The following is an 18599-nucleotide window of genomic DNA, read 5'->3' on the forward strand; positions in this document are numbered from 1 at the left end:
GTAAATTAGCTCTGTAGCATGAGGAAAAACACTTCGCCGGAGCGGCAAGGGATGTCGAGAAGGGAAATGCTGTTGTTTCCCTTTCGTCGGGTGTGGGCGAAGCGCCACGACTTTGAGCTATTCCAAACATCGCTAGACAATGAAACAAGGTAGCTAACTCTAACTCTAACTCTAACTCTAACGCTATGATAATTATCAATTTAAAAAATAATCATTATTTTTCAGCCACCTTTATCAGGAAAGCTCGTTTAATTTTAAGCTGTAAAAAATAAATTAGTATTTATATCAAGCAGATAAAAATGTAGGATGATATTAATCAATAACTTAAGCCGCCGACTTCATAAGGCGAGCCGTTTAATAAGCTGTTAGGGGCTTTAAGCTCCGCACCAAATCTCACCGTATTATTGCGGCTGCTGAACCCGATAAATTGATGAGAATTATGGATAACGACAGAAATAAAGCTTGGAGACAGGCAAAGAAAGAATGTAAAAAACTCAAAGAAGATGGACATATTGAGAAGCAATTTACTCCAGAGAAAAACTGGAAGCTTATGTACATTCGCTCGAAAAAATTAAAACAAGCTAAACAATTAGGGATTGATTACCCTCCAATAACATTGAGACAAAAATTAGATGATGAAATGCCAATTGAGGACAGTAATGTGAAAAAAATCCTCTTTATATGTAGTCGTAATCAATGGCGTAGTCCTACTGGAGAGCAAGTTTGGAAGAACCACCCCGAACTAAACGTTAGATCAGCTGGTACGAGCCCTAAAGCTAAAAGAACAGTAAACGTCAAAGATATTCAATGGGCAGACGTGATTTTTGTTATGGAAGAAAAGCATAAAAACAGGCTTAAAGCTGAATTTACGAGGCTACTAAATTATAAAGAGATTCAAGTATTAGATATTCCTGATGATTATCAATATATGGATAGTGAGTTGGTAGAAATTATGCAACAAACAGTGGGCAGCTACCTAAGTATTAACCCGTTAATTGGGCATTAGCTGCAAAAATATAAATCTAAAGGATTAGTTATGAATTCATTGTCAGAAATTCGTTTTTGGGTATTCTTACTTATTCTGCCCTTTGTCATTATTGGTGCAGTTTATAACATTGGATATTTGGTTGGTTACAACATCATGTCACAAGGGGTCGGTTTGCCATTAAATTATGGCTCAATGGGTCTTATTGCTGCTGGTTTCTGTTCAATTCGACCTTTTATTGAAACCGTTGGCGAACTCAAAATTAAAATTTCTAGCAAATGTTCAGTAAACTAGAAACCAGCTAACAGGATATTAAGCCAGGACTAAAAGAGTTCATTTACTTGCTTACTGTGATACACCTAATTAGCAGACGATATGTGGCAAGGATAGCTATGAATTGGAATCGAATTATAAAATATTGCTTTATTCTTGTTATCGCTCAAACAGGATTAAGTACACTACTATCAGTACTTTGGGGAGTAGATTATTATTCACCTAAATCTTTAAATGAACTACTTATTTATCAAAAACTACCATCTGCGCTATTAAGTATTTTCATTTTAACCATCTATGCTAAACAACAGGTTAACCGAACAATCCTTCACTTAGCGTTATCCTTTTCAGCTTGTTCATTGCTAAGTTTAACGATGAATTTATTACTGCTAGGAGAGTTATTTATTCCTCCTATGTGGAGGATTAATTTCCCTATTGATGTAATCACTGTTTTAGCTGCATTTTATTTAGGTAAGTATTTTCGGGGCATCAATAAAGAAGCCGCACAGTAAAAAATTTAACCAATAGAACAGTTACCTACTCTTCTTTCGCCGCTTAATTTGACCAGCTAGTTATTGCTCTGTAGTGTAAATATTTCCTTTTAATTGAATGGATTCAATAATGAATAAATGGATGATCAATAAACAAATTTTTATGCTTGGCTTTTTACCTGTTTTAGGTTTGCTAGTAGCACTGCTTTTGAACGATATTGCAGGCCCTGCTTATACAGGTTCAGTTAATCAAAGTGCTTTGCAGTTATATTTTATCGGTTCGATTATCTGGTCGTTTTTGGCCTTTTTCATTGGGGTATTTATGTACTCAAAATGTAGTTACATGAATCACATAAAATTTATACTTGGCTTGTTTTCTGTAGGTTTAGGGGCTGCACTACCTTGGTTAATCGGCATATCATAGTAATTAATCGCCTTTAAAATCATTAGGGCGGCTTAACTTCTTTTCTATTACTAACTTTCCTTCTTGTCTTCTAAAAGCTGCTTAAACAGGTTTTTCCATGCTTGTTGTAGCACAAGCCATTGCTGGGTTTTCCACTGTCCAATGTAGTCTGTATTAGGCTCGACTGAGCCAGCTGCTGTGACTTGGCTCTCTGCAACGACTTGGCTTTCATCAATGAGTTGGCATTCTTCAGTAAATTGAGCATCCACCAAGGAAGTTGCTGCTGTTTGAGATAAAAAATGATTAATGGCATCTGCAATCGAATCAGCTGAAATAGGCTCTGCAATAGCTGTGATCGCAGATTGATGGCCATAGTCCATCGAATGAAGTGCTGCATGCTGGTTAATTTGATCGCCTAAGCCATCCACTTGGCTTGAAATAATCGGTTTATTCATTGCTAGTGATTCAATGAATATCAGCCCAAATGGCTCCCATCTTGACGGGATAATGACGGCATCACAGGCTTGTAAAAAACTGGGGACATCATCTATTTTACCGACAATTTCAACATTAGTTACCTTTGCTGCTAACGCATTAAGCTCATTAAGTTGTTCACCTTCACCGGCTAACAATAATCGACACGGTGACTTCACCTGCTGCATGGCTTTAATTAATAAATCAAAGCCTTTTTGAGGGTGAAATCGGCCATAGGCGGCTAATACCGGAGCCTCATTAGCGTTTAACTTATCTTGGCTTTTGCTAGGGGTTTTGCTAGGCCTTTTGTTAGGGTTATTACTGGCGATTTGACTAGCGATAACACTGACGGTAAAACGAGTTAAGTCCCGTCCCTGCCCTAATAAAGCGATTTTTTGCTGAGAAATAAGCTTATGTTCTAGCATCCATTGTTGCTGTGAAGGTGCGATGGCGATGACTTTATCCATCAGCCAATAATTCAATTTCAGCATTAAATAAAAACGCTTGGGAGATCTAATTTGTTCACTGACAAAAGCGGCGCTGTAATGATGCTCTTGCAGCACAAATGTGGTGTTTGGATGACGCCATTTAAACTGAATAATGTTGAGCAGGTTTCGCCAGTTTGATGCCCCATGAAGGCAGATAATGTCGGCATCGCTATTGATATTCACAGGCGTTGAAAAATCGATATATTGAATATCGAATGCAAAGTCATCTTGCAACGTGGAGCCACACAGGCTTTGCAGCGCAAAATTAACGCCGCCCATGTTAGGGTCATCGACACAATGCAAAATCTTAGGTTTCATCAAATTCCATCAGTGATAAGTTAAAACAGAACAAGGCAAGCAGCCAGTTAATTAAACATAACGTTATCTCATTGATTTCGCAAAGGCTTCATTTGATAGTAAAGGTTAATCGTAATACCCGCTTTAACGATCAAAAAAAGAGGCTAGCGTAGTGCTAGCCTCTTTTAGTTTTTTTATCTAGGTTAACTTAATACTCAGCGTTTTGAGTTAACCAAAGCAGCTGAAAGCTACTTCTTCTTTTCGTCTTCAAGACCCATGCTATTTAACCAGTAGTCGAAGTTAATCATACTGCCGGGTAAGACCACACGATTGTCTTTGTCGCTTAAGCCACCCAGTTGTTTAAAGTACTGCTCACCGAGTTGCAGGCGCAGCGCACTTTGACCACCGGGTTTTGAAATCACTACAGCCAACTTTTCAATCGACTCTGCTGTTGCTTTAGCCAGAGTTAAAATCTCTTCAGCTTTACCTTCAGCTTCGTTGACAATACGCTGCATTTCACCTTCTGAGCGGTTAATGGTTTCAGTCATGATACCTTCAGAACGGTTGATTTTACTTTGCTTATCACCTTCACTTCTTGCCAGTAATGCACGGCGCTCACGCTCGGCGTTCACTTGCATTTCCATGGCATTTTTAACGGTTTCTGGTGGAGTAATATTCTTGATTTCATAGCGATGAACTCGAATGCCCCACATAGCGCCCGCTTCATCGAGTACTTCAACCACTTTAGCCGAAATGACGTCACGTTCTTCAAAGGTGCGGTCTAAATCAAGCGTACCAATCACTGAACGTGTGGTGGTTTGTGCTAGCTGAATCGCTGCGTAACGGTAATCAGTAATACCATAGCTCGCTTTAACTGGATCAGTGACTGAAATATAAATCACCCCATCCACTTCAACATTCACTTCATCACTTGAGAAACATTCTTGTGGTGGCACATCAATGGTTTCTTCTTTCAAGTCATGTATATAAGCCACTTTATCGATAAACGGCACCAGTGCGTGAAAGCCTGCATCTAAGGTGCTGTGATACTTACCTAAACGCTCAACAATATAGGCCGATTTAGTCGGTACTAAGCGAATAGATTGAAATAGCTTTAACACGAAAATGAGAAATATCGCGCCCCAAATAATCATCACAACAAAATCGGTATCAATTCCATTTAACATATTAACGTGCTCCTTTTGTTGCTGCCGGTGCTTTAGCTACCGCGTGAGTCACTTGCTCCATGCCCTCAAAGAAGCCTTCAAGCTTGGCCATTTCAGCCGGGACAATCGACACTTGAGATTCAGACAAGATACTGCCGACTTGGCTGATGAACTGCTCTTTAAGCATCATATTCATTGCATCATTACCGCCTTCATTATCAAGGGCGGTACAAATCATATTCATGCCTTCAGATTTAGCTTGAGCAATAATCGTTATCTGCTGACCTGAGCCTACTGCTTCATTAATTCGTTTCTGTTTTTGCCCTTCTGACAAATTAATTGCCTCTTGGCGTTCACCTTGCGAAATATTAATCATTGCGTCTTTTTCAGCATTAGCTAAGGTAATCTCAGCACGTTTACGACGCTCGGCTTCCATTTGCTTTTCAAGCGTATGGATAACGTGAATTGAAGGGGTAATGTTTTTGATCTCGTAACGCAGTACTTTGATCCCCCAAGGATCGGATGCCTTGTCAATCTCACGAACGATAGATTCGTTTAAGCTGTCACGTTCTGAAAAGGTTTGCGACAAGGTCAATTTACCAATCTCTGAACGCATGGTGGTTTGTGCAAGGTTAACGGCAGCGCGGCGGTAATTCTCAATACCATAACTGGCTAACTTTCCGTCCATGACTTTTAAATACACTAAGCCATCAACTTCTAGCTGGGTGTTATCTTTTGAAATACAGCTTTGTGGCGGGACATCTAATACTTCTTCACGGGTATCGTGACGGTAAGCAACGCGATCCACAAATGGCACTAAGAAATGAAATCCAGGTTTTAGTACGGTTCTAAATTTTCCTAAACGTTCGATCACATTGACCTCACGCATAGGCACTATCAACATCAGTTTATAAAGAATAAACATGATAAATAAAAATGCGATGGTTAGTTCAAACATACTTCCCCTTCCTTTTGTAAATATGGTTTTTACTTAAATTCGATTAGTGTTAAAGCGCAATAACACTTTAATTCGGTGTTTCGGGTTCTGATTCAACGTAAGGCTCAACAATCAATCCGATATTCTCACGACATATAATACGCACTTTGCTGCCTGATTTGATCTCGGTGCCATCACCTAAAGCAGGCCATTCAGTGCCAGAGAACGTCACGCGTCCTTCATGTTCACCGGGGCCAATATCCGCTTTTACCGTGACAACTTGATTATATAAATCCATTTCTTCATCGGTATTATCCACATGAGCATCACCACCAATCATTTTTTGAGTGATATGGCGAAAACTCAGTAACAACACGATTGACGTAATAAACCATAAGGTAAAGCTTTGTGTTGCGCCGTCAACAATCCCTGCAAACAATGCAGCAGCGACGATAACACATGCAGCGCCGAGTAAGATTACGATGCCGCCCGGAACGATAATTTCCGCGACCATTAAGATAAGACCAACAATTAACCAAATGCTGGTTGGATTTGAAAACTCCATATACCCCCCTGTAAAAACGTTATCATAAAATCCTTTAAGCTATAAAACCCTGTTCGGCATCCTCTTTAGTTGGGATAGCGTGAATTGTATAGACTTGATAACTGTTGGAATGCCTAAGGCATAGTAGTAAAAATATTAATGAAAATAGTAGCAACAATGACGACAGATAATCGTTATCGATAATGCCTGCTAAATGCGACATATTATGTCAACAATACAGTAAAACGATGAAATTGCAATCACATTCCCTCGTTGAAGGGTTAGGTTTACATTAAAATTACTTCATCATTCGTAAAAAAAAGGCAACAAAAAAGGTGCCGAAGCACCTTTAATTACAATAAGTTAACTAGGGCCTGTTGAACTTTGCCGGTTAAGTTTTGTTCGAAATAAAAGCGTTTTAATTGAGGCGGATGGATTGATGCCTAGTCATCTAAGCAAGATTCATCCAACAAAGAGTAAAACGCTTTTAGTCGAACCCTTTGGGCAGCGTTTGTTGGCGATTTTTACTGCGTTATCGACTTTTTATGTAGAATAACTACACCACAAAGTCTCTGCCTTGTATAAATGGCCAACAATTCGCTGCAAAAACAACCTTGAAAGATCAACAGGCCCTAATTAGACTTAATAATATTAAGCCAATAACTTACGAGCAGCATCAACCACGATGGTAATTGCGCTGACTTCGGTTTTCTTCATCATCGCTTCATCAGGGATCTCTTGCTGAGTACGATTTACGATAACACCCGCTACACACGCTGCGCGCCAGCCTTGAGAAGCACACATAGTGAATAAGGTTGCTGATTCCATTTCATAGTTAAGCACGCCCATTGACTGCCACTCTTTCATAGAACCCACAAAGCGGCTTGTCACACGACCAGAAACGGTATCGTAACGCTCTTGACCTGGGTAGAAAGTATCTGAAGAAGCCGTAATACCAACATGAGGCTCTAAACCATAATCGCGACATGCTGCAACCATAGCTGTCGTACAGTTAAAATCAGCTGCTGCTGGGAATTCAAGCGGCGCAAAGTGCAAGCTTGCACCGTCTAAACGCACTGATGCTTGAGTCACAATCACATCACCCACATTGACTTCAGGTTGAATCGCACCCGTTGTACCCACTCGCAAGAAAGTCGTCACACCTAATTGTGCTAACTCTTCTACTGCAATTGAAGTCGATGGACCACCAATACCCGTTGAGCAAACCACAACAGCTTTGCCATCAATGTAAGCAAGATACGTTGTATATTCACGGTGACTTGCTAAGAAAGTCGCGTTGTCCATTAATTCAGCAATTCGCTTAACTCTTTCTGGATCGCCAGGCACAATTGCCAAAGTTGCGCCATCAAGCATTTGCTTGGTTAAACCTAAGTGAAATACGTCGGCCATGTTGAAAACCCCTTTCATTATTGAATATAAAATCCTAATTGTGTCGACTTTAACCCACTATCCACTCAGTTAAGGTTAACTCGATCACATAAATCTTGATATTTATAAAACGATTGCCGTGGCAAATTTACAAGCGCAAACATCGTTAGCTAATTTAGCGCACCATAAACCACCTAAAAAATAATAGCTAATTTTAGTTCATTTAGGGCAATTTTACCCAATCAAGCAATAGTTGATCTTAGTCACGTTACCTAGGCAAAAGAGGGAGTAATTTTAAGTTAACAGTAACGAAAAGGAGTTGTTCTATGTTTCCAGAGTACCGTGATTTAATCAGTAAATTAAAAACATCAAATGCACATTTTTCTAGGATTTTTGATGAGCACAATCAGTTAGATGAAAAAATTAAGCATCATGAAAAGCACTATAATAGTGACACCACACCTGAACTTAAAATCCTTAAGTCGAAGAAGCTACATTTAAAAGAAGAAATTTATACCATGCTTAAAAAACAGTAAGCGGTAATTTCGCTTATTTACTGTAAGCATTTACGAGTTAACCTTGTAACGCAAGCAACAAAAAAGGACGCATAGGCGTCCTTTAGTTTTAGGCTAGATTAAGTCGCCTTTTTGAGTTGAATTACTGCTTACTGATTGCTTCAACAATAGCGTCACTTGAGTCAAAGTTCTCAATGCTGACTACGGTAAATTTATCTAATACAATAACTGTTGCCATATCTTTTTCCGCAGGCCAAGAAGCTGTCACTTCACCTTCACGATCAAGCCCCATTGAAAAAGGTAAATCTTTCATTTTTGGGATTGCAACAAAACGAGCAATTAGTGAAGGCATGCCGCTGATATCAGCAATATAAGCCAAGTTTTCAGGCTTTTTCTCTGCTGGAATTGCCTCTAAGGCTTCTTGGATGAATTCGCCACCTTTCATACCACGGCTAAATAGTACAACTTGGGTTTGCTCGTTAATCACTAGCGGTTGTTCAAATTGATCTTCTAACGTCACAGGTTCAATTTTATCGTTCACAGCAAACACATTCGCTTGTGCCGTCGTCATAAAAAATAAACTTACTACAAATAAAATTGCTTTCATCTTGTTATTCCTGAAGTAGGGTTTAAAGCCTTAATCATAGAAAAAGTCTTCAAATAGAGGGTGCAATGCACTATACCTTAATGAGATTCCCTACCTATTAACTAGCCTGAAAAACTTGAGGTATCTCACGTATTAACGACATTAAAATTAATGAAATAGGATTAATGAATATTTTGTGAGTCTAATTATGTAAAAACGTTAAAAAACAACCCAAGACAACACTTAATTACAACACTATAATCAGTGATTATCTGTTTATTCATCTAATAAAAAGACCATCATTATGAATGAGACCCCAGCAGGCTTAGATCAAGAATTAGCTCAACTGCAAAATGTTTATGAGTTGCTGACAGAGTTTATTGTCCAATATAGCTTCCAAATCATTGGCGCTATTATCATTTTGCTCATTGGTATCTGGATAGCTAACAAGATGTCTGATGTGGTGACCAATCAATTTGAAAAACATAATATTGATGTCACTTTAGGTAACTTTGTTTCAAACCTTGTCAGAATTACCATCATCGTCATGGTATCGATTATTTGTTTAGGCAAACTCGGGATCAGTGTAACGCCAATGGTCGCCGCTATTGGTGCTGCCTCATTGGGCGCTGGTTTAGCGCTACAAGGCATGCTTGCCAATTACGCTGCAGGCGTGACGATTATTGTCACTAGACCTTTTGTTATTGGTAACACTATCGAGATCCAAGGCGTGTCAGGCGTCGTACAAAAAATTCAACTAGGACTCACGATTCTGACTAACGAAGAAGGCGAGTTAATTCATATTCCTAATAAGCACATTGTTGGTGAAATCTTACATAACTCTCAAGAATACAAATTGGTCGAAACCAAGTTCAACATTGATTATGAAACCGATCCCAAAATTGTGACTTCGTTAATTACTGATGCATTATTGTCTCAAGAGAAAGTGAATCAGTCTCGTCCGCCACAGGTTGGTATTAATGACTTTAATAGCATAGGAATGGAAATTGGTGTGCGCTATTGGGTACCAACTAAAAGTTATTATGAAGATAAATATCAAAGTAATTTAGCCATTTTTAGCGCATTAAAAACCGCTAGCATTACCATTCCTTGTCCGGTGAGAGAGATCCATCTACAACATTAATCTACCGTTAGTCGATCACTCCCTTACGCTTACTCAGCGAGTTATACTTATAACTCGCTGAGTGATTTATAGCTTATAGATTAGCAACTTAATAACTCCCCACCCTTTCAAAAAATGCCAAATAGTTCCCTCTAGCGCCTATAACTATGTCGTGCCAACTTGACAAAATGTCGCTAAAACTTGACATTTAGATTTTTGAAGCACATATTTAAGTCAAGTTTACTTTACATAAAGACAAGTTAAGTTTAATTTTAAATCAAAATGGATAACAGGGTGTTCTATGAATGATTCAATGGATAATGATTGGAAAAAGTGCAACAGCATCAACACAATACGATTAGCTAAATGGACTGCAGCATGGGTGATAACGCTCGCAATAACGACTTTTGGGCCTATCTTTTTGTGGCCTGAAAATGACATCATCACGGTGGCTACAATTGGAGGAAACTTCTTGGTGGGTATCGGTATGATCTGGGCCAATAAACAACACCTCGCTTCTCTCGATGAGCTACAACAAAAAATTCAGTTAAATGCCATGGGCTTGAGCCTTGGAGTCGGATTAATTGTGGGTATTAGTTACTCAACCCTAGCTACAACAGGGATAATCAACGCTCATGCAGAAATTTCTCATCTTGTCATCGTCATGAGTTTAACCTACATGGTCGGCATTATATTGGGTAATAGGAAATATCGATGAATAACAGATTAAAAGTGCTACGGGCAGAGCACAATTTAACTCAGGCGCAACTGGCTGACTTATTGAATGTATCCAGACAGACTGTTAATGCGATTGAAAAAGGTAAATTCGATCCGAGTCTGCCTTTAGCCTTTAAAGCAGCAAGATTATTTAAGCTCACAATTGAAGATATCTTCCAAGATGAAGAGGTCGTATCTTGAATAATAAAAGCAGCTAATAGTGCGTTTATTTCGCTTATAAACTCAGGGTCATAAACACACTATTAGCGTCTGCTTTATAATCTGCAAAGGGGCCGCATTCAATAAAACCATGGCGAGCATATAACGTTCTTGCAGGGATAAAGAAATCCATGGAACCCGTTTCTAAGTTAACTGTTTTAGCCCCGCTAGCTTTAGCCTCATTGAGCATAAAGGTCAATAAAGTAGCTGCAACACCACGGCGGCGAAATGCATTCGATACCCGCATAGATTTTATTTCGACATCGTCTACTGAATATCGATTAATCGCACCACAACCTGCTAGTTGGTTGTTTTCCCAAATAGTCCAAAAGTCGATATGAGGTTGGCGCAGCTTGGATAAATCTAATGCATGCACACTGTCGGCAGGTGAAGTCGCATACATATCTTGTAAATGCTCACTCAATAACTTTGCCACATCATCGCCTGTGAGGTCGTCAAGTCTAATATCCATATTTATCATTCCTTTTGCTACTCATTCTCTTTTTACCAAGCTTATTTGGCTATTACAACTACCACTTTAATGACGCTATGACCTTGTATCTCAACGATAAAATAGTTAACCATAATATCTTAGCTTAACAGAGACTAATGCATTGATTGACGCTGTGATTGACTCTTTTGATTAAGCTGCCATATTTACTAACAGTATTATTTAAGGGATTAATCATATGCGCAATCGTCAGTTTTACCCAGCTATTCTAGTGACCAGTATATTGTTCAGCCTTATTGGCTGCGCCTCTGGACCCGCGACACTGCAACAAGGCCCTGATGCTGAAACCACTAAAGATGGTTTAGTTAAAGTCGATAATTCAAAGCTCGCACTTTCATATGCAAGACCCAATGTTAATTGGCAGCAATACAGTAAACTGTATTTTAAACCGACGAAGGTCACCAACGATCACCCTGATGATTATCGCGCGCCGAAAATTGATAGGCAAAGTGACGGTTTAAACGCAACCTACGACCTACCTCAAGCGTCATTAGATAAAATGGCGCTACAATTTTCAAAGACCGTTGCCGATGTGTTTAATAACGAGCAGCCTTTTGAATTAGTCACGCAAGCTGGGCCAAATACATTAATCATTGAAACTGCAGTCACCGATATTCGCTTAACTGCTCCGATTGAAAAGTCTCGCAGAAGCTTTAACTCATCAGGTAAAACATACACCCAAAGTTCAGGCTCGATGGTGTTATTAGCCGTGCTTAAAGATGCTGAAAGTGGCGAAGTGTTAGCGAAAGCTGCCGATCGTGCGATGGGATTTGATCAATGGCGTCAAAACACTCAAGTATTTAATTGGGGAGATGTCAAAACGGTTTATCGTCGCTGGGCAAACGACTTCAAAAATGCCTTAATTGAAGCCAATGCTCAAACTGGAAACTAACATTTTACATTCATTAGTTTGAATCAAGCGCCTTAGGTAAATAGCTTAAGGCGCTTGTTGCTTATAAGCCTCGCTGCCATTCTTGGCGAAGTGGAATAGTCCCTGTAATTGCATCAGAAACTTGATTCAATAATTGTTGTTTATCCTTGCCAAGTACGCCTTTGAGCACTAAATAATTAGAAGCGTGATCGGATCTAAAAATGGTCTTGGTGAGCGTAAGTTCTGATAATAATGTCTGCATCTCATTCAACAGCCCAAGTTGATCAGGTAACTCAAATTTACCATCAAACACGCTATCCATTTTCTCAGTACCCAAGGGTAAGGTAACCACTAAAGTCGAAAGGTAATCAGGCTGGGTAGCATTCATTAATTTCGCTGAAGCTTTAGCATGTTGTTGCGATAATTGTTTACCGCCAAGTCCCATTAAAATCATCACCGACGACTTCATGCCCGCTTGCTTGATTTTTTCAAGCGCCAATAAGGAACTTGCGTAATCCTCACCTTTTTTAATCCTAGTGAGCACTTCGTCATCGCCACTTTCACAGCCTACATAAAGCAATGACAGCCCCATATCACGTAGTTCTGACAACTGTTCGACCGTTTTATTGGTCAAATTTCGTGGTAAGCAATAACTACTGATACGCGACACGGAAGGTAAGTGAGTATTAATTAATTGGCATATTTCTTTTAATCGCTTAAAAGGCAACGTCATCGCATCACCATCTGCCAAGAACACCCTAGAAATGGGATGACCAGACGCGGCAGCAGCTAATATATCCTGCTCAATCTGCTCAATTTTAGTTGCTCTAAACTTTTTTTGCTCTTGGGTGTACATGTCGCAAAAACTGCAGTGATTCCAGCTACAACCATTGGTTACTTGAAGGATCAGCGACTTCCATTCTGATGGAGGTCGAAACACGGGTTCAATATAATTAATCACACTTTTCCCTTTTTAGTGCTCTGTTTTAAATACGCCCTGTACGAATTACGAGCATAGCGATTGTTTTTTATTCTATTTTTTGATCCAAAACGTTTGAATTGCTCGTATTGGTTGTTTATAGTCGTTTTGTTAACTAAATAATTATTCAGGCTAATTGATTATGAATCAAGTCGCATATGCACTCAGTGAACGTAGAGGCGAAGCCCTCGATCAAGAGCACCATTGGGAACTCATGACAGCAGATCAAAAAATGGCGCTGTATGATCTCAACCGATTTGGTTACCGATTGCTTTTTGTGAGAATGATGCCAGAAGGCCCTCTGGCAGTCATTGCTCAACAAAAAGAGTTGGCGACAATTGATTTTGAAGGCGAACTTAACCTACGCCCAGAGATCAAGTTACGTGATGAGTCTCAATCATAGTCTCAATCATAGTCTCAATAATAGTCACAAAGACTGTCTTAGTCTCAATGACAGCATTAGTCACAATCATCCTCATGGTTAGTTAAGTACTTTATTGCCCGATAAAAAGAGTGCCTTGGCACTCTTTTTTTATGGTTTACTTTCTAATCAAATTGCTACAAGTTAAGCAGCATATCAATGTGCGGGATCCCATCTTCTAAATACATTTCAGAGTTAACAGTAAACCCCTGCTGCTGATAAAAGTCACTGAGATGCTGTTGCGCACCTATTTGGATACTGGTTTGTGGCCACTGAGTTTTGACCACATCGATTGATCGCTGCATTAATGCATGAGCAATCCCTTTGCCGCGACCTTGTTCAGCAATAATCACTCGACCAATACTGGCTTCAGGGTAACTCACTCCAGCGGGTAATATTCTTGTATAAGCAATAAGTTCACCCTGTGAATTGAGCCCTAAAAGATGTTTAACATCGGCTAACCTATCTTTGTTATCAAGCTCTGGATAAGGACAATTTTGCTCGACAACAAACACATCTACCCGCAGCTTTAATACCTCGTAAAGCTCATCAAGACTAAGCTGGTTAAAGTGCACAAGTTTCCATTGCATTGAATCTATAAAGGGCATATTGGTCCATTATCATTGGAGTGTATTTTGGCAGTCTATCATGAAAAAAATACCTGATTAACACGCTTATTTGTGCATTTATTTCAGCCAAAAAAATACCGAGCCAAAGCTCGGTATTTTATCGGTTAAATTAGCTCAATTTAGAACTTGTATTTAACGCCAACTTTTAACTGCCAAGTAGACTTGTTTACGTCATAGCTATTGTAATTGTCAGTCTCTAACCCATCTTGCCCGTAAGGCACTGAGTAAGAGTAAACACCCGTTTCTGGGTTATAATTATGGTCTACCAACTTCTTACTACCATAGCTTTGTGTTTCTACACGGCCCCAATCATCATTCATCAGGTTAAGTACGTTTTTCACGTCAAAGTATAAAATACCTTTATGCCCATCCATAAATCCTGGTAGTTCCTGAGTGAAACGGAAATCTAATTGATGTACCCATGGTTGGTTACTAGTACCCTTACCTGCAATACCACCTGCGTACTTACTCAGACCGATTTCATCAATCGCCTTCTTGAACTCTTCGTACGTTAAACCGTTATATTCTACTAACGGATCATCCGCGTCCGTTGGTATATAAGGTAGATAGTATGAAGAACCATAAAACGCACTTTGATCCCCGAAACCACCGTCTTTATAAGAGCCAAGCACCCAAGTTAACGGGTTACCTTCACGGGCTTCGTAGAACATATTGAAGCTAGATGCATAACCAGCAACAAACTCAGTTTCATAACCTAGGCTAACAGTGAAACGGTGTGGCGTTTCATAGTAACCAGGACCCATAGAGGTACCATTGCGATCAGATTGAACAGGTGTGTATTGGTAGTTAGAAGTGGCTGTTGAAGATGAGCCTTGGTTACCTTCATCTACTGAGTTATATGCATAACTAGCACGCATATTCAGGCCCATATCCCAACTCTTAGCTAAGGTAAAAGATAACGTTTTACTGGTGCCATCTTCTTCGGCATTGGTCAGCATCAAGTCATAACGGTCAGTGTTTCCACCAACACCATTGTTAGCTAATGGGTCCCATGTTTCATAAATGACACGACCACTATCATCTGTTTTCACTTCACGACGAGCAAGGTCAACCCAAGCTACATCATTTTCTTTTTGGATATATAAGAATTCACCACCGAAGAACCAGTCTTGACCTAGAGCACCGAAGTCCCAGGTGCTATCAAAGCCAATGCTTGCACGCCAATCAGAAGGTAAATCGAAATCAGGATCTAATGAGTTAGTGTTACCATCGCCGCCCACTAAACCATCTTGTGCGTCACTTGGTACATCACCAAAGTCCGGCGTGCCCCATGCGTTATCCCAGCCACCATCATATGTTAGTAAGCTATTACCATCATTTGAGAAACTGTTAGACATCCATACCGTTGGTGAACCACCGCTATAACGACCCACCCCACCGCGCAACTTCACGTCATCTGATAGGATATAAGTTAAACCGATACGTGGTAGCCAGATATCCTTGCCATCAAAAGTAGCATTGTTGGCAAAACCATAGCGTTCAACAAAGTTATCATTCAATGCAGGTGAGTCTGACATGCTGATAGTTTCGTAGCGTAAGCCAAAGGTCATTTCTAAGTCGTCATTAATATTCCAAGTATCCTCAGCAAACAACGCTAAAGTACTCATATTAAATTCTGCAGCTACGTCTGTTGGATTGCCTGACTTTGCATTTGAATAAAAGAAGTCATCAACAATGGCCTGCTCAAAGTCTTCAATTGATTTGAAACTCCAATTACCCGATACGTTTTGTGCGAACAAATTGAATACTTCAATTTTATTGTATTGCACACCAAAGCCTATTTCATGATCACCTAAGTAGTAATCACCAACAAAACGCATTTCTAAATTTTGGTTATTTAGCTCATTAGCTTGGCGTGATTTATCAGTACCAAAGGTAACTTTGTCGCCTGAACCAAAGCTTTTCCATGGTTCCTCAGCATTTGGGAACCAGTAAGTTTGTACTTCAACTTGGCCAATACCTAGGTCATCAATGGTGTTTGAGTTTGAAGTGGTATCTTTGTATGCCACTTTAATTTCAGTACTGAAATCTTCAGTCCAGTCGCTGTATAAATTAGCAGCGTACGTCTCTAAGATTTCTTCTTTGTTATACCAAGTGCTTGATAACTTAATGCTGCTTGAGTTGCTTGCTAAGTTGTTAGTTAAGTTACCTTTGGTATTTTGATAAGTAAAACTGGCACGGTGATCGTCGTTAATATTCCAGTCAATTTTAGCCAGAATTTTCTTATCTTCTTCTTGAGGGGTTTTATCGTAAGCACCAATATTTTCTAGACCGTAAATGCTTGCTGCAGCATCTCTCACACGCTGCAATTCGGCTTCTGTAATGTCAGAGTTGTTGCCAAAACCAGCTCCTTCAGGTCCCCATTCAGCAGATTTTGGCGCATCAAAGCTTTCATAAGAACCAAAGAAAAACAGTTTATCTTTGATGATTGGGAAGCCAATGGTGCCTCCAAAGGTTTTTTCTTCGAATTTTTGTTCTACCTTTTCACGAACACCATCTTCATCTGCGCGAGTAAGACCTTCACCAGCCATGCTGTCATTGGTCATTTCGTAAAAAACGGTACCAGAAACTTCGTTAGTACCAGACTTAGTTACCGCATTAATCTGCGCGCCAGTAAAGCCACCTAATCGTGCAGTATAAGGAGAAACATTTAACGCAACACTTTCTACTGCATCAATTGAGATAGGTGAACGCTGAGTTGGATAACCATTTGAGTTAAGGCCGAAATCATCATTTTGAGAAATACCATCGACAACGAAGGTGTTAAAGCGAGGGTTCATACCCGCTACGCTCATGGAAATACCATCGGTACCCACTACAGCCATTGGGTTTTGACGCAATACATCTTTAAGATCACGACTAATTCCTGGTGCGTTAGCAATTTCTTTTGCACCAAACTCGCTGTTAGCCCCAGCACTGCGGTAGTAACTAGCATTACCGACAACACCGATACGTTCCATATCAGCTGCAGATTGCAGAGTACGGTTAAAACGTAATGTTTCACCTACGTTTAGATATAAATCTTGCTCTATATCATCAGCAAATTTACCTGAATCAACTTTGATGATATATGGACCACCAACACGAAGACCACGAGCAAGGAATTGACCCTCAGCGCCTACTGACACTTCTGTTACAGTCCCTGTTGGTTCATGGATGATAGTAATTGTTGCATCTGTAACAGCATTTCCTTGAGGGCCAACAATCTGGCCTCGGATGTTTGATGCAGTATCGGCTGCCATGGCTGGTAGAGAAACACCCATAGCAAAGCAAGTCGCTAGTGCTAAGCGACTGATTTTATTGTTTAACATTTTCAGACCCCTGAAATATTTTTATATTTTAATTTGTTTGCTAGTTAATCTAGCTTTTAATATGAAGCTGTAGAGTAAAAACTTCAGGGCGGATTTTATAACCAATTTGTTTCAAAATCATGTCATTCTTGAACTATTTCTCAACAAAACCTAAACTATTCGCGCTCAATTTACTTTACAAATGCAACCAAAGCCATACAGACCAAGGTTTCTCGGCTTTTTCGTCACAAAAAATTAATAAATAAAAGATAATATACAAACCTTCTAAACCATCGATTTGGTCACATTACTAGGGTCAAAGTGGCTGAATCGCTAAAGGAATAATAATAATGAAACCTGCAGTACTTCTATTAAGCGCAACAATTACGTTAGCTAGCGCAATCAGCCAGCCCGTTCATGCTTTTGGTCAAATAGGTCATAGAATTATTGGCGAGCTCGCTCAAAATAATCTATCACCAACAGCACAAAGTAATATCAATGCATTAACAAAAGGTGAATCACTGGCACAAATGTCGACTTGGCCTGATGAAATCCGTTCAGATAAAAATTGGTACCACTCCTCACCTTGGCACTATGTGTCTATTGAAGATGATGAAACGTGGGAGACAGTAACAAGAAATCCTAAAGGCGACATTATTGAAAGCCTTGAGCGATATGAAAAAATCTTAATCGATCCAAAAACAACAAAAAAAGATAAATGGGAAGCACTGGCTTTTTATGTCCATTTTGTCGGCGACATTCATCAGCCATTGCATGTTGGCCATAGCCACGACCACGGCGGTAATAAAGTAAAACTGAAATGGTTTGGAGACGATACAAATCTGCACTCTGTGTGGGACAGTAAAATTATTGAGCATCAAAAATTAAGCTACACCGAATACACAGGGTTTATTGAACGTATCTCAGATAAAGACATCAAAAACTGGCAAGGAAAAAGCTATTATGACTGGGCAGATGAATCTAAAGCATTACGTGCAGGAACATACGAGCTAGAAAAGAATCGTGATGATCAACCCGATCTTCGATTCCAGTACATATTCAACCATACCCCAACAGTTGAATTAAGACTGCAACAAGCTGGCATTCGTTTAGCTGAAAAGCTTAACGTCATATTTGGTCAGTAAATTAAAGCGAAAAATCTGCATGATTATCAAAACTTTATGAATCATGAACATAAGCCCACTTGTTTAATGATAGGTGGGTTTAATTTTTAGGAAACAATTCGTTAATCAATACGCCGTATATTCGT

The 18599-nt window shown here is 39.6% G+C and carries 21 protein-coding genes and 1 pseudogene; 12 read left to right on the forward strand and 10 right to left on the reverse strand.

Annotated elements, in window-relative coordinates; translation table 11 throughout:
- Positions 1-439 precede the first annotated feature (439 nt).
- The 4 genes from AB4153_RS15800 (at position 440) to AB4153_RS15815 (ending at position 2173) form a co-directional block, all read left to right on the forward strand.
- Entirely contained in the window at positions 440-1006 is a 567-nt protein-coding gene (locus tag AB4153_RS15800) for a low molecular weight protein tyrosine phosphatase family protein (protein WP_371998110.1), read from the forward strand.
- 30 nt (positions 1007-1036) lie between these two features.
- A complete protein-coding gene (locus AB4153_RS15805) occupies positions 1037-1279 on the forward strand; it encodes a hypothetical protein (RefSeq protein WP_102526435.1) in 243 nt (80 codons plus the stop codon).
- Positions 1280-1377: 98 nt separating this feature from the next.
- A complete protein-coding gene (locus AB4153_RS15810) occupies positions 1378-1770 on the forward strand; it encodes a hypothetical protein (RefSeq protein WP_229372328.1) in 393 nt (130 codons plus the stop codon).
- Positions 1771-1891: 121 nt separating this feature from the next.
- Complete coding sequence (locus AB4153_RS15815; RefSeq protein ID WP_229372330.1) at positions 1892-2173, forward strand: hypothetical protein; 282 nt, start codon at positions 1892-1894, stop codon at positions 2171-2173.
- Between the two features lie 50 nt (positions 2174-2223).
- On the opposite strand, the gene AB4153_RS15820 is transcribed toward AB4153_RS15815, so the two are convergent.
- The 4 genes from AB4153_RS15820 to AB4153_RS15835 form a co-directional block, all read right to left on the reverse strand.
- On the reverse strand, positions 2224-3432 hold the full coding sequence (locus AB4153_RS15820; RefSeq protein ID WP_371998111.1) for a glycosyltransferase family 4 protein: 1209 nt from the start codon (positions 3430-3432) through the stop codon (positions 2224-2226).
- Between the two features lie 227 nt (positions 3433-3659).
- The gene (locus AB4153_RS15825; RefSeq protein WP_102526431.1) at positions 3660-4598 is read right to left on the reverse strand and encodes an SPFH domain-containing protein; all 939 of its coding nucleotides are present in this window, start codon (positions 4596-4598) and stop codon (positions 3660-3662) included.
- Position 4599: 1 nt separating this feature from the next.
- Positions 4600-5535 (reverse strand): slipin family protein, encoded by a 936-nt coding sequence (locus tag AB4153_RS15830; RefSeq protein ID WP_102526430.1) that lies wholly within the window; start codon positions 5533-5535, stop codon positions 4600-4602.
- Between the two features lie 67 nt (positions 5536-5602).
- On the reverse strand, positions 5603-6079 hold the full coding sequence (locus AB4153_RS15835) for an NfeD family protein (RefSeq protein ID WP_102526429.1): 477 nt from the start codon (positions 6077-6079) through the stop codon (positions 5603-5605).
- Positions 6080-6497: 418 nt separating this feature from the next.
- On the opposite strand from AB4153_RS15835, the pseudogene AB4153_RS15840 reads away from it, so the two are divergent.
- A pseudogene (locus tag AB4153_RS15840) lies at positions 6498-6698 on the forward strand (hypothetical protein).
- An 11-nt stretch (positions 6699-6709) separates the two neighbouring features.
- Here AB4153_RS15840 and udp read toward each other — a convergent pair.
- A complete protein-coding gene (gene udp / locus AB4153_RS15845; protein WP_229372336.1) occupies positions 6710-7468 on the reverse strand; it encodes a uridine phosphorylase in 759 nt (252 codons plus the stop codon).
- A 305-nt stretch (positions 7469-7773) separates the two neighbouring features.
- Here udp and AB4153_RS15850 point away from each other — a divergent pair, with 305 nt between their 5' ends.
- Positions 7774-7983, forward strand: a complete 210-nt coding sequence (locus AB4153_RS15850) for a YdcH family protein (protein ID WP_102526427.1) — start codon at positions 7774-7776, stop codon at positions 7981-7983.
- Between the two features lie 121 nt (positions 7984-8104).
- Here the strand turns inward: AB4153_RS15850 and AB4153_RS15855 are convergent, their stop codons facing one another.
- On the reverse strand, positions 8105-8569 hold the full coding sequence (locus AB4153_RS15855; protein WP_229372338.1) for a hypothetical protein: 465 nt from the start codon (positions 8567-8569) through the stop codon (positions 8105-8107).
- A gap of 283 nt (positions 8570-8852) precedes the next feature.
- Here AB4153_RS15855 and AB4153_RS15860 point away from each other — a divergent pair, with 283 nt between their 5' ends.
- The 3 genes from AB4153_RS15860 to AB4153_RS15870 all read left to right on the forward strand — a co-directional run bounded on the left by AB4153_RS15860 (position 8853) and on the right by AB4153_RS15870 (position 10589).
- Positions 8853-9692 carry a mechanosensitive ion channel family protein gene (locus tag AB4153_RS15860; RefSeq protein WP_371998112.1) on the forward strand — a complete coding sequence of 280 codons (840 nt, stop codon included), beginning with the start codon at positions 8853-8855 and terminating at the stop codon, positions 9690-9692.
- A gap of 280 nt (positions 9693-9972) precedes the next feature.
- Positions 9973-10389, forward strand: coding sequence for a hypothetical protein (locus AB4153_RS15865; RefSeq protein WP_229372340.1), 417 nt, complete (start codon positions 9973-9975; stop codon positions 10387-10389).
- Complete coding sequence (locus AB4153_RS15870; RefSeq protein ID WP_303517031.1) at positions 10386-10589, forward strand: helix-turn-helix transcriptional regulator; 204 nt, start codon at positions 10386-10388, stop codon at positions 10587-10589. The genes AB4153_RS15865 and AB4153_RS15870 overlap by 4 nt, the downstream gene beginning before the upstream one ends.
- A 34-nt stretch (positions 10590-10623) precedes the next feature.
- Here AB4153_RS15870 and AB4153_RS15875 read toward each other — a convergent pair whose 3' ends face one another.
- Complete coding sequence (locus tag AB4153_RS15875; protein ID WP_371998113.1) at positions 10624-11079, reverse strand: GNAT family N-acetyltransferase; 456 nt, start codon at positions 11077-11079, stop codon at positions 10624-10626.
- A 217-nt stretch (positions 11080-11296) separates the two neighbouring features.
- On the opposite strand from AB4153_RS15875, the gene AB4153_RS15880 reads away from it, so the two are divergent.
- Positions 11297-12010, forward strand: coding sequence for a DUF3313 family protein (locus AB4153_RS15880; RefSeq protein WP_371998114.1), 714 nt, complete (start codon positions 11297-11299; stop codon positions 12008-12010).
- A 61-nt stretch (positions 12011-12071) separates the two neighbouring features.
- Here the strand turns inward: AB4153_RS15880 and AB4153_RS15885 are convergent, their stop codons facing one another.
- A complete protein-coding gene (locus tag AB4153_RS15885) occupies positions 12072-12950 on the reverse strand; it encodes a radical SAM protein (RefSeq protein WP_371998115.1) in 879 nt (292 codons plus the stop codon).
- A gap of 160 nt (positions 12951-13110) precedes the next feature.
- Here AB4153_RS15885 and AB4153_RS15890 point away from each other — a divergent pair, with 160 nt between their 5' ends.
- A complete protein-coding gene (locus tag AB4153_RS15890) occupies positions 13111-13371 on the forward strand; it encodes a hypothetical protein (protein ID WP_303517035.1) in 261 nt (86 codons plus the stop codon).
- A 155-nt stretch (positions 13372-13526) separates the two neighbouring features.
- Here the strand turns inward: AB4153_RS15890 and AB4153_RS15895 are convergent, their stop codons facing one another.
- Positions 13527-13997 (reverse strand): GNAT family N-acetyltransferase, encoded by a 471-nt coding sequence (locus AB4153_RS15895; RefSeq protein WP_371998116.1) that lies wholly within the window; start codon positions 13995-13997, stop codon positions 13527-13529.
- 140 nt (positions 13998-14137) lie between these two features.
- Complete coding sequence (locus AB4153_RS15900; protein WP_371998117.1) at positions 14138-17350, reverse strand: TonB-dependent receptor domain-containing protein; 3213 nt, start codon at positions 17348-17350, stop codon at positions 14138-14140.
- Between the two features lie 329 nt (positions 17351-17679).
- On the opposite strand from AB4153_RS15900, the gene AB4153_RS15905 reads away from it, so the two are divergent.
- Entirely contained in the window at positions 17680-18474 is a 795-nt protein-coding gene (locus AB4153_RS15905; protein ID WP_102526417.1) for a S1/P1 nuclease, read from the forward strand.
- The last annotated feature ends 125 nt before the right edge of the window (positions 18475-18599 follow it).

Origin of the sequence: Shewanella sp. 10N.286.52.E4, assembly GCF_041468785.1 — a bacterium.
In the GTDB taxonomy this organism is placed as follows: Bacteria; Pseudomonadota; Gammaproteobacteria; order Enterobacterales; family Shewanellaceae; genus Shewanella; species Shewanella electrodiphila.

Excerpts from the sequence above, each read along its gene's own strand:
- AB4153_RS15805 (WP_102526435.1), top strand. The coding sequence starts at position 1,037 with ATGAATTCATTGTCAGAAATTCGTTTTTGGGTATTCTTACTTATTCTG.
- AB4153_RS15870 (WP_303517031.1), top strand. The coding sequence starts at position 10,386 with ATGAATAACAGATTAAAAGTGCTACGGGCAGAGCACAATTTAACTCAG.
- AB4153_RS15825 (WP_102526431.1), bottom strand. The coding sequence starts at position 4,598 with ATGTTAAATGGAATTGATACCGATTTTGTTGTGATGATTATTTGGGGC.
- AB4153_RS15815 (WP_229372330.1), top strand. The coding sequence starts at position 1,892 with ATGATCAATAAACAAATTTTTATGCTTGGCTTTTTACCTGTTTTAGGT.
- AB4153_RS15905 (WP_102526417.1), top strand. The coding sequence starts at position 17,680 with ATGAAACCTGCAGTACTTCTATTAAGCGCAACAATTACGTTAGCTAGC.
- AB4153_RS15890 (WP_303517035.1), top strand. The coding sequence starts at position 13,111 with ATGAATCAAGTCGCATATGCACTCAGTGAACGTAGAGGCGAAGCCCTC.
- AB4153_RS15810 (WP_229372328.1), top strand. The coding sequence starts at position 1,378 with ATGAATTGGAATCGAATTATAAAATATTGCTTTATTCTTGTTATCGCT.
- AB4153_RS15895 (WP_371998116.1), bottom strand. The coding sequence starts at position 13,997 with ATGCCCTTTATAGATTCAATGCAATGGAAACTTGTGCACTTTAACCAG.
- AB4153_RS15875 (WP_371998113.1), bottom strand. The coding sequence starts at position 11,079 with ATGGATATTAGACTTGACGACCTCACAGGCGATGATGTGGCAAAGTTA.
- AB4153_RS15865 (WP_229372340.1), top strand. The coding sequence starts at position 9,973 with ATGAATGATTCAATGGATAATGATTGGAAAAAGTGCAACAGCATCAAC.
- udp (WP_229372336.1), bottom strand. The coding sequence starts at position 7,468 with ATGGCCGACGTATTTCACTTAGGTTTAACCAAGCAAATGCTTGATGGC.
- AB4153_RS15900 (WP_371998117.1), bottom strand. The coding sequence starts at position 17,350 with ATGTTAAACAATAAAATCAGTCGCTTAGCACTAGCGACTTGCTTTGCT.
- AB4153_RS15860 (WP_371998112.1), top strand. The coding sequence starts at position 8,853 with ATGAATGAGACCCCAGCAGGCTTAGATCAAGAATTAGCTCAACTGCAA.
- AB4153_RS15835 (WP_102526429.1), bottom strand. The coding sequence starts at position 6,079 with ATGGAGTTTTCAAATCCAACCAGCATTTGGTTAATTGTTGGTCTTATC.
- AB4153_RS15800 (WP_371998110.1), top strand. The coding sequence starts at position 440 with ATGGATAACGACAGAAATAAAGCTTGGAGACAGGCAAAGAAAGAATGT.
- AB4153_RS15850 (WP_102526427.1), top strand. The coding sequence starts at position 7,774 with ATGTTTCCAGAGTACCGTGATTTAATCAGTAAATTAAAAACATCAAAT.
- AB4153_RS15880 (WP_371998114.1), top strand. The coding sequence starts at position 11,297 with ATGCGCAATCGTCAGTTTTACCCAGCTATTCTAGTGACCAGTATATTG.
- AB4153_RS15830 (WP_102526430.1), bottom strand. The coding sequence starts at position 5,535 with ATGTTTGAACTAACCATCGCATTTTTATTTATCATGTTTATTCTTTAT.
- AB4153_RS15820 (WP_371998111.1), bottom strand. The coding sequence starts at position 3,432 with ATGAAACCTAAGATTTTGCATTGTGTCGATGACCCTAACATGGGCGGC.
- AB4153_RS15855 (WP_229372338.1), bottom strand. The coding sequence starts at position 8,569 with ATGAAAGCAATTTTATTTGTAGTAAGTTTATTTTTTATGACGACGGCA.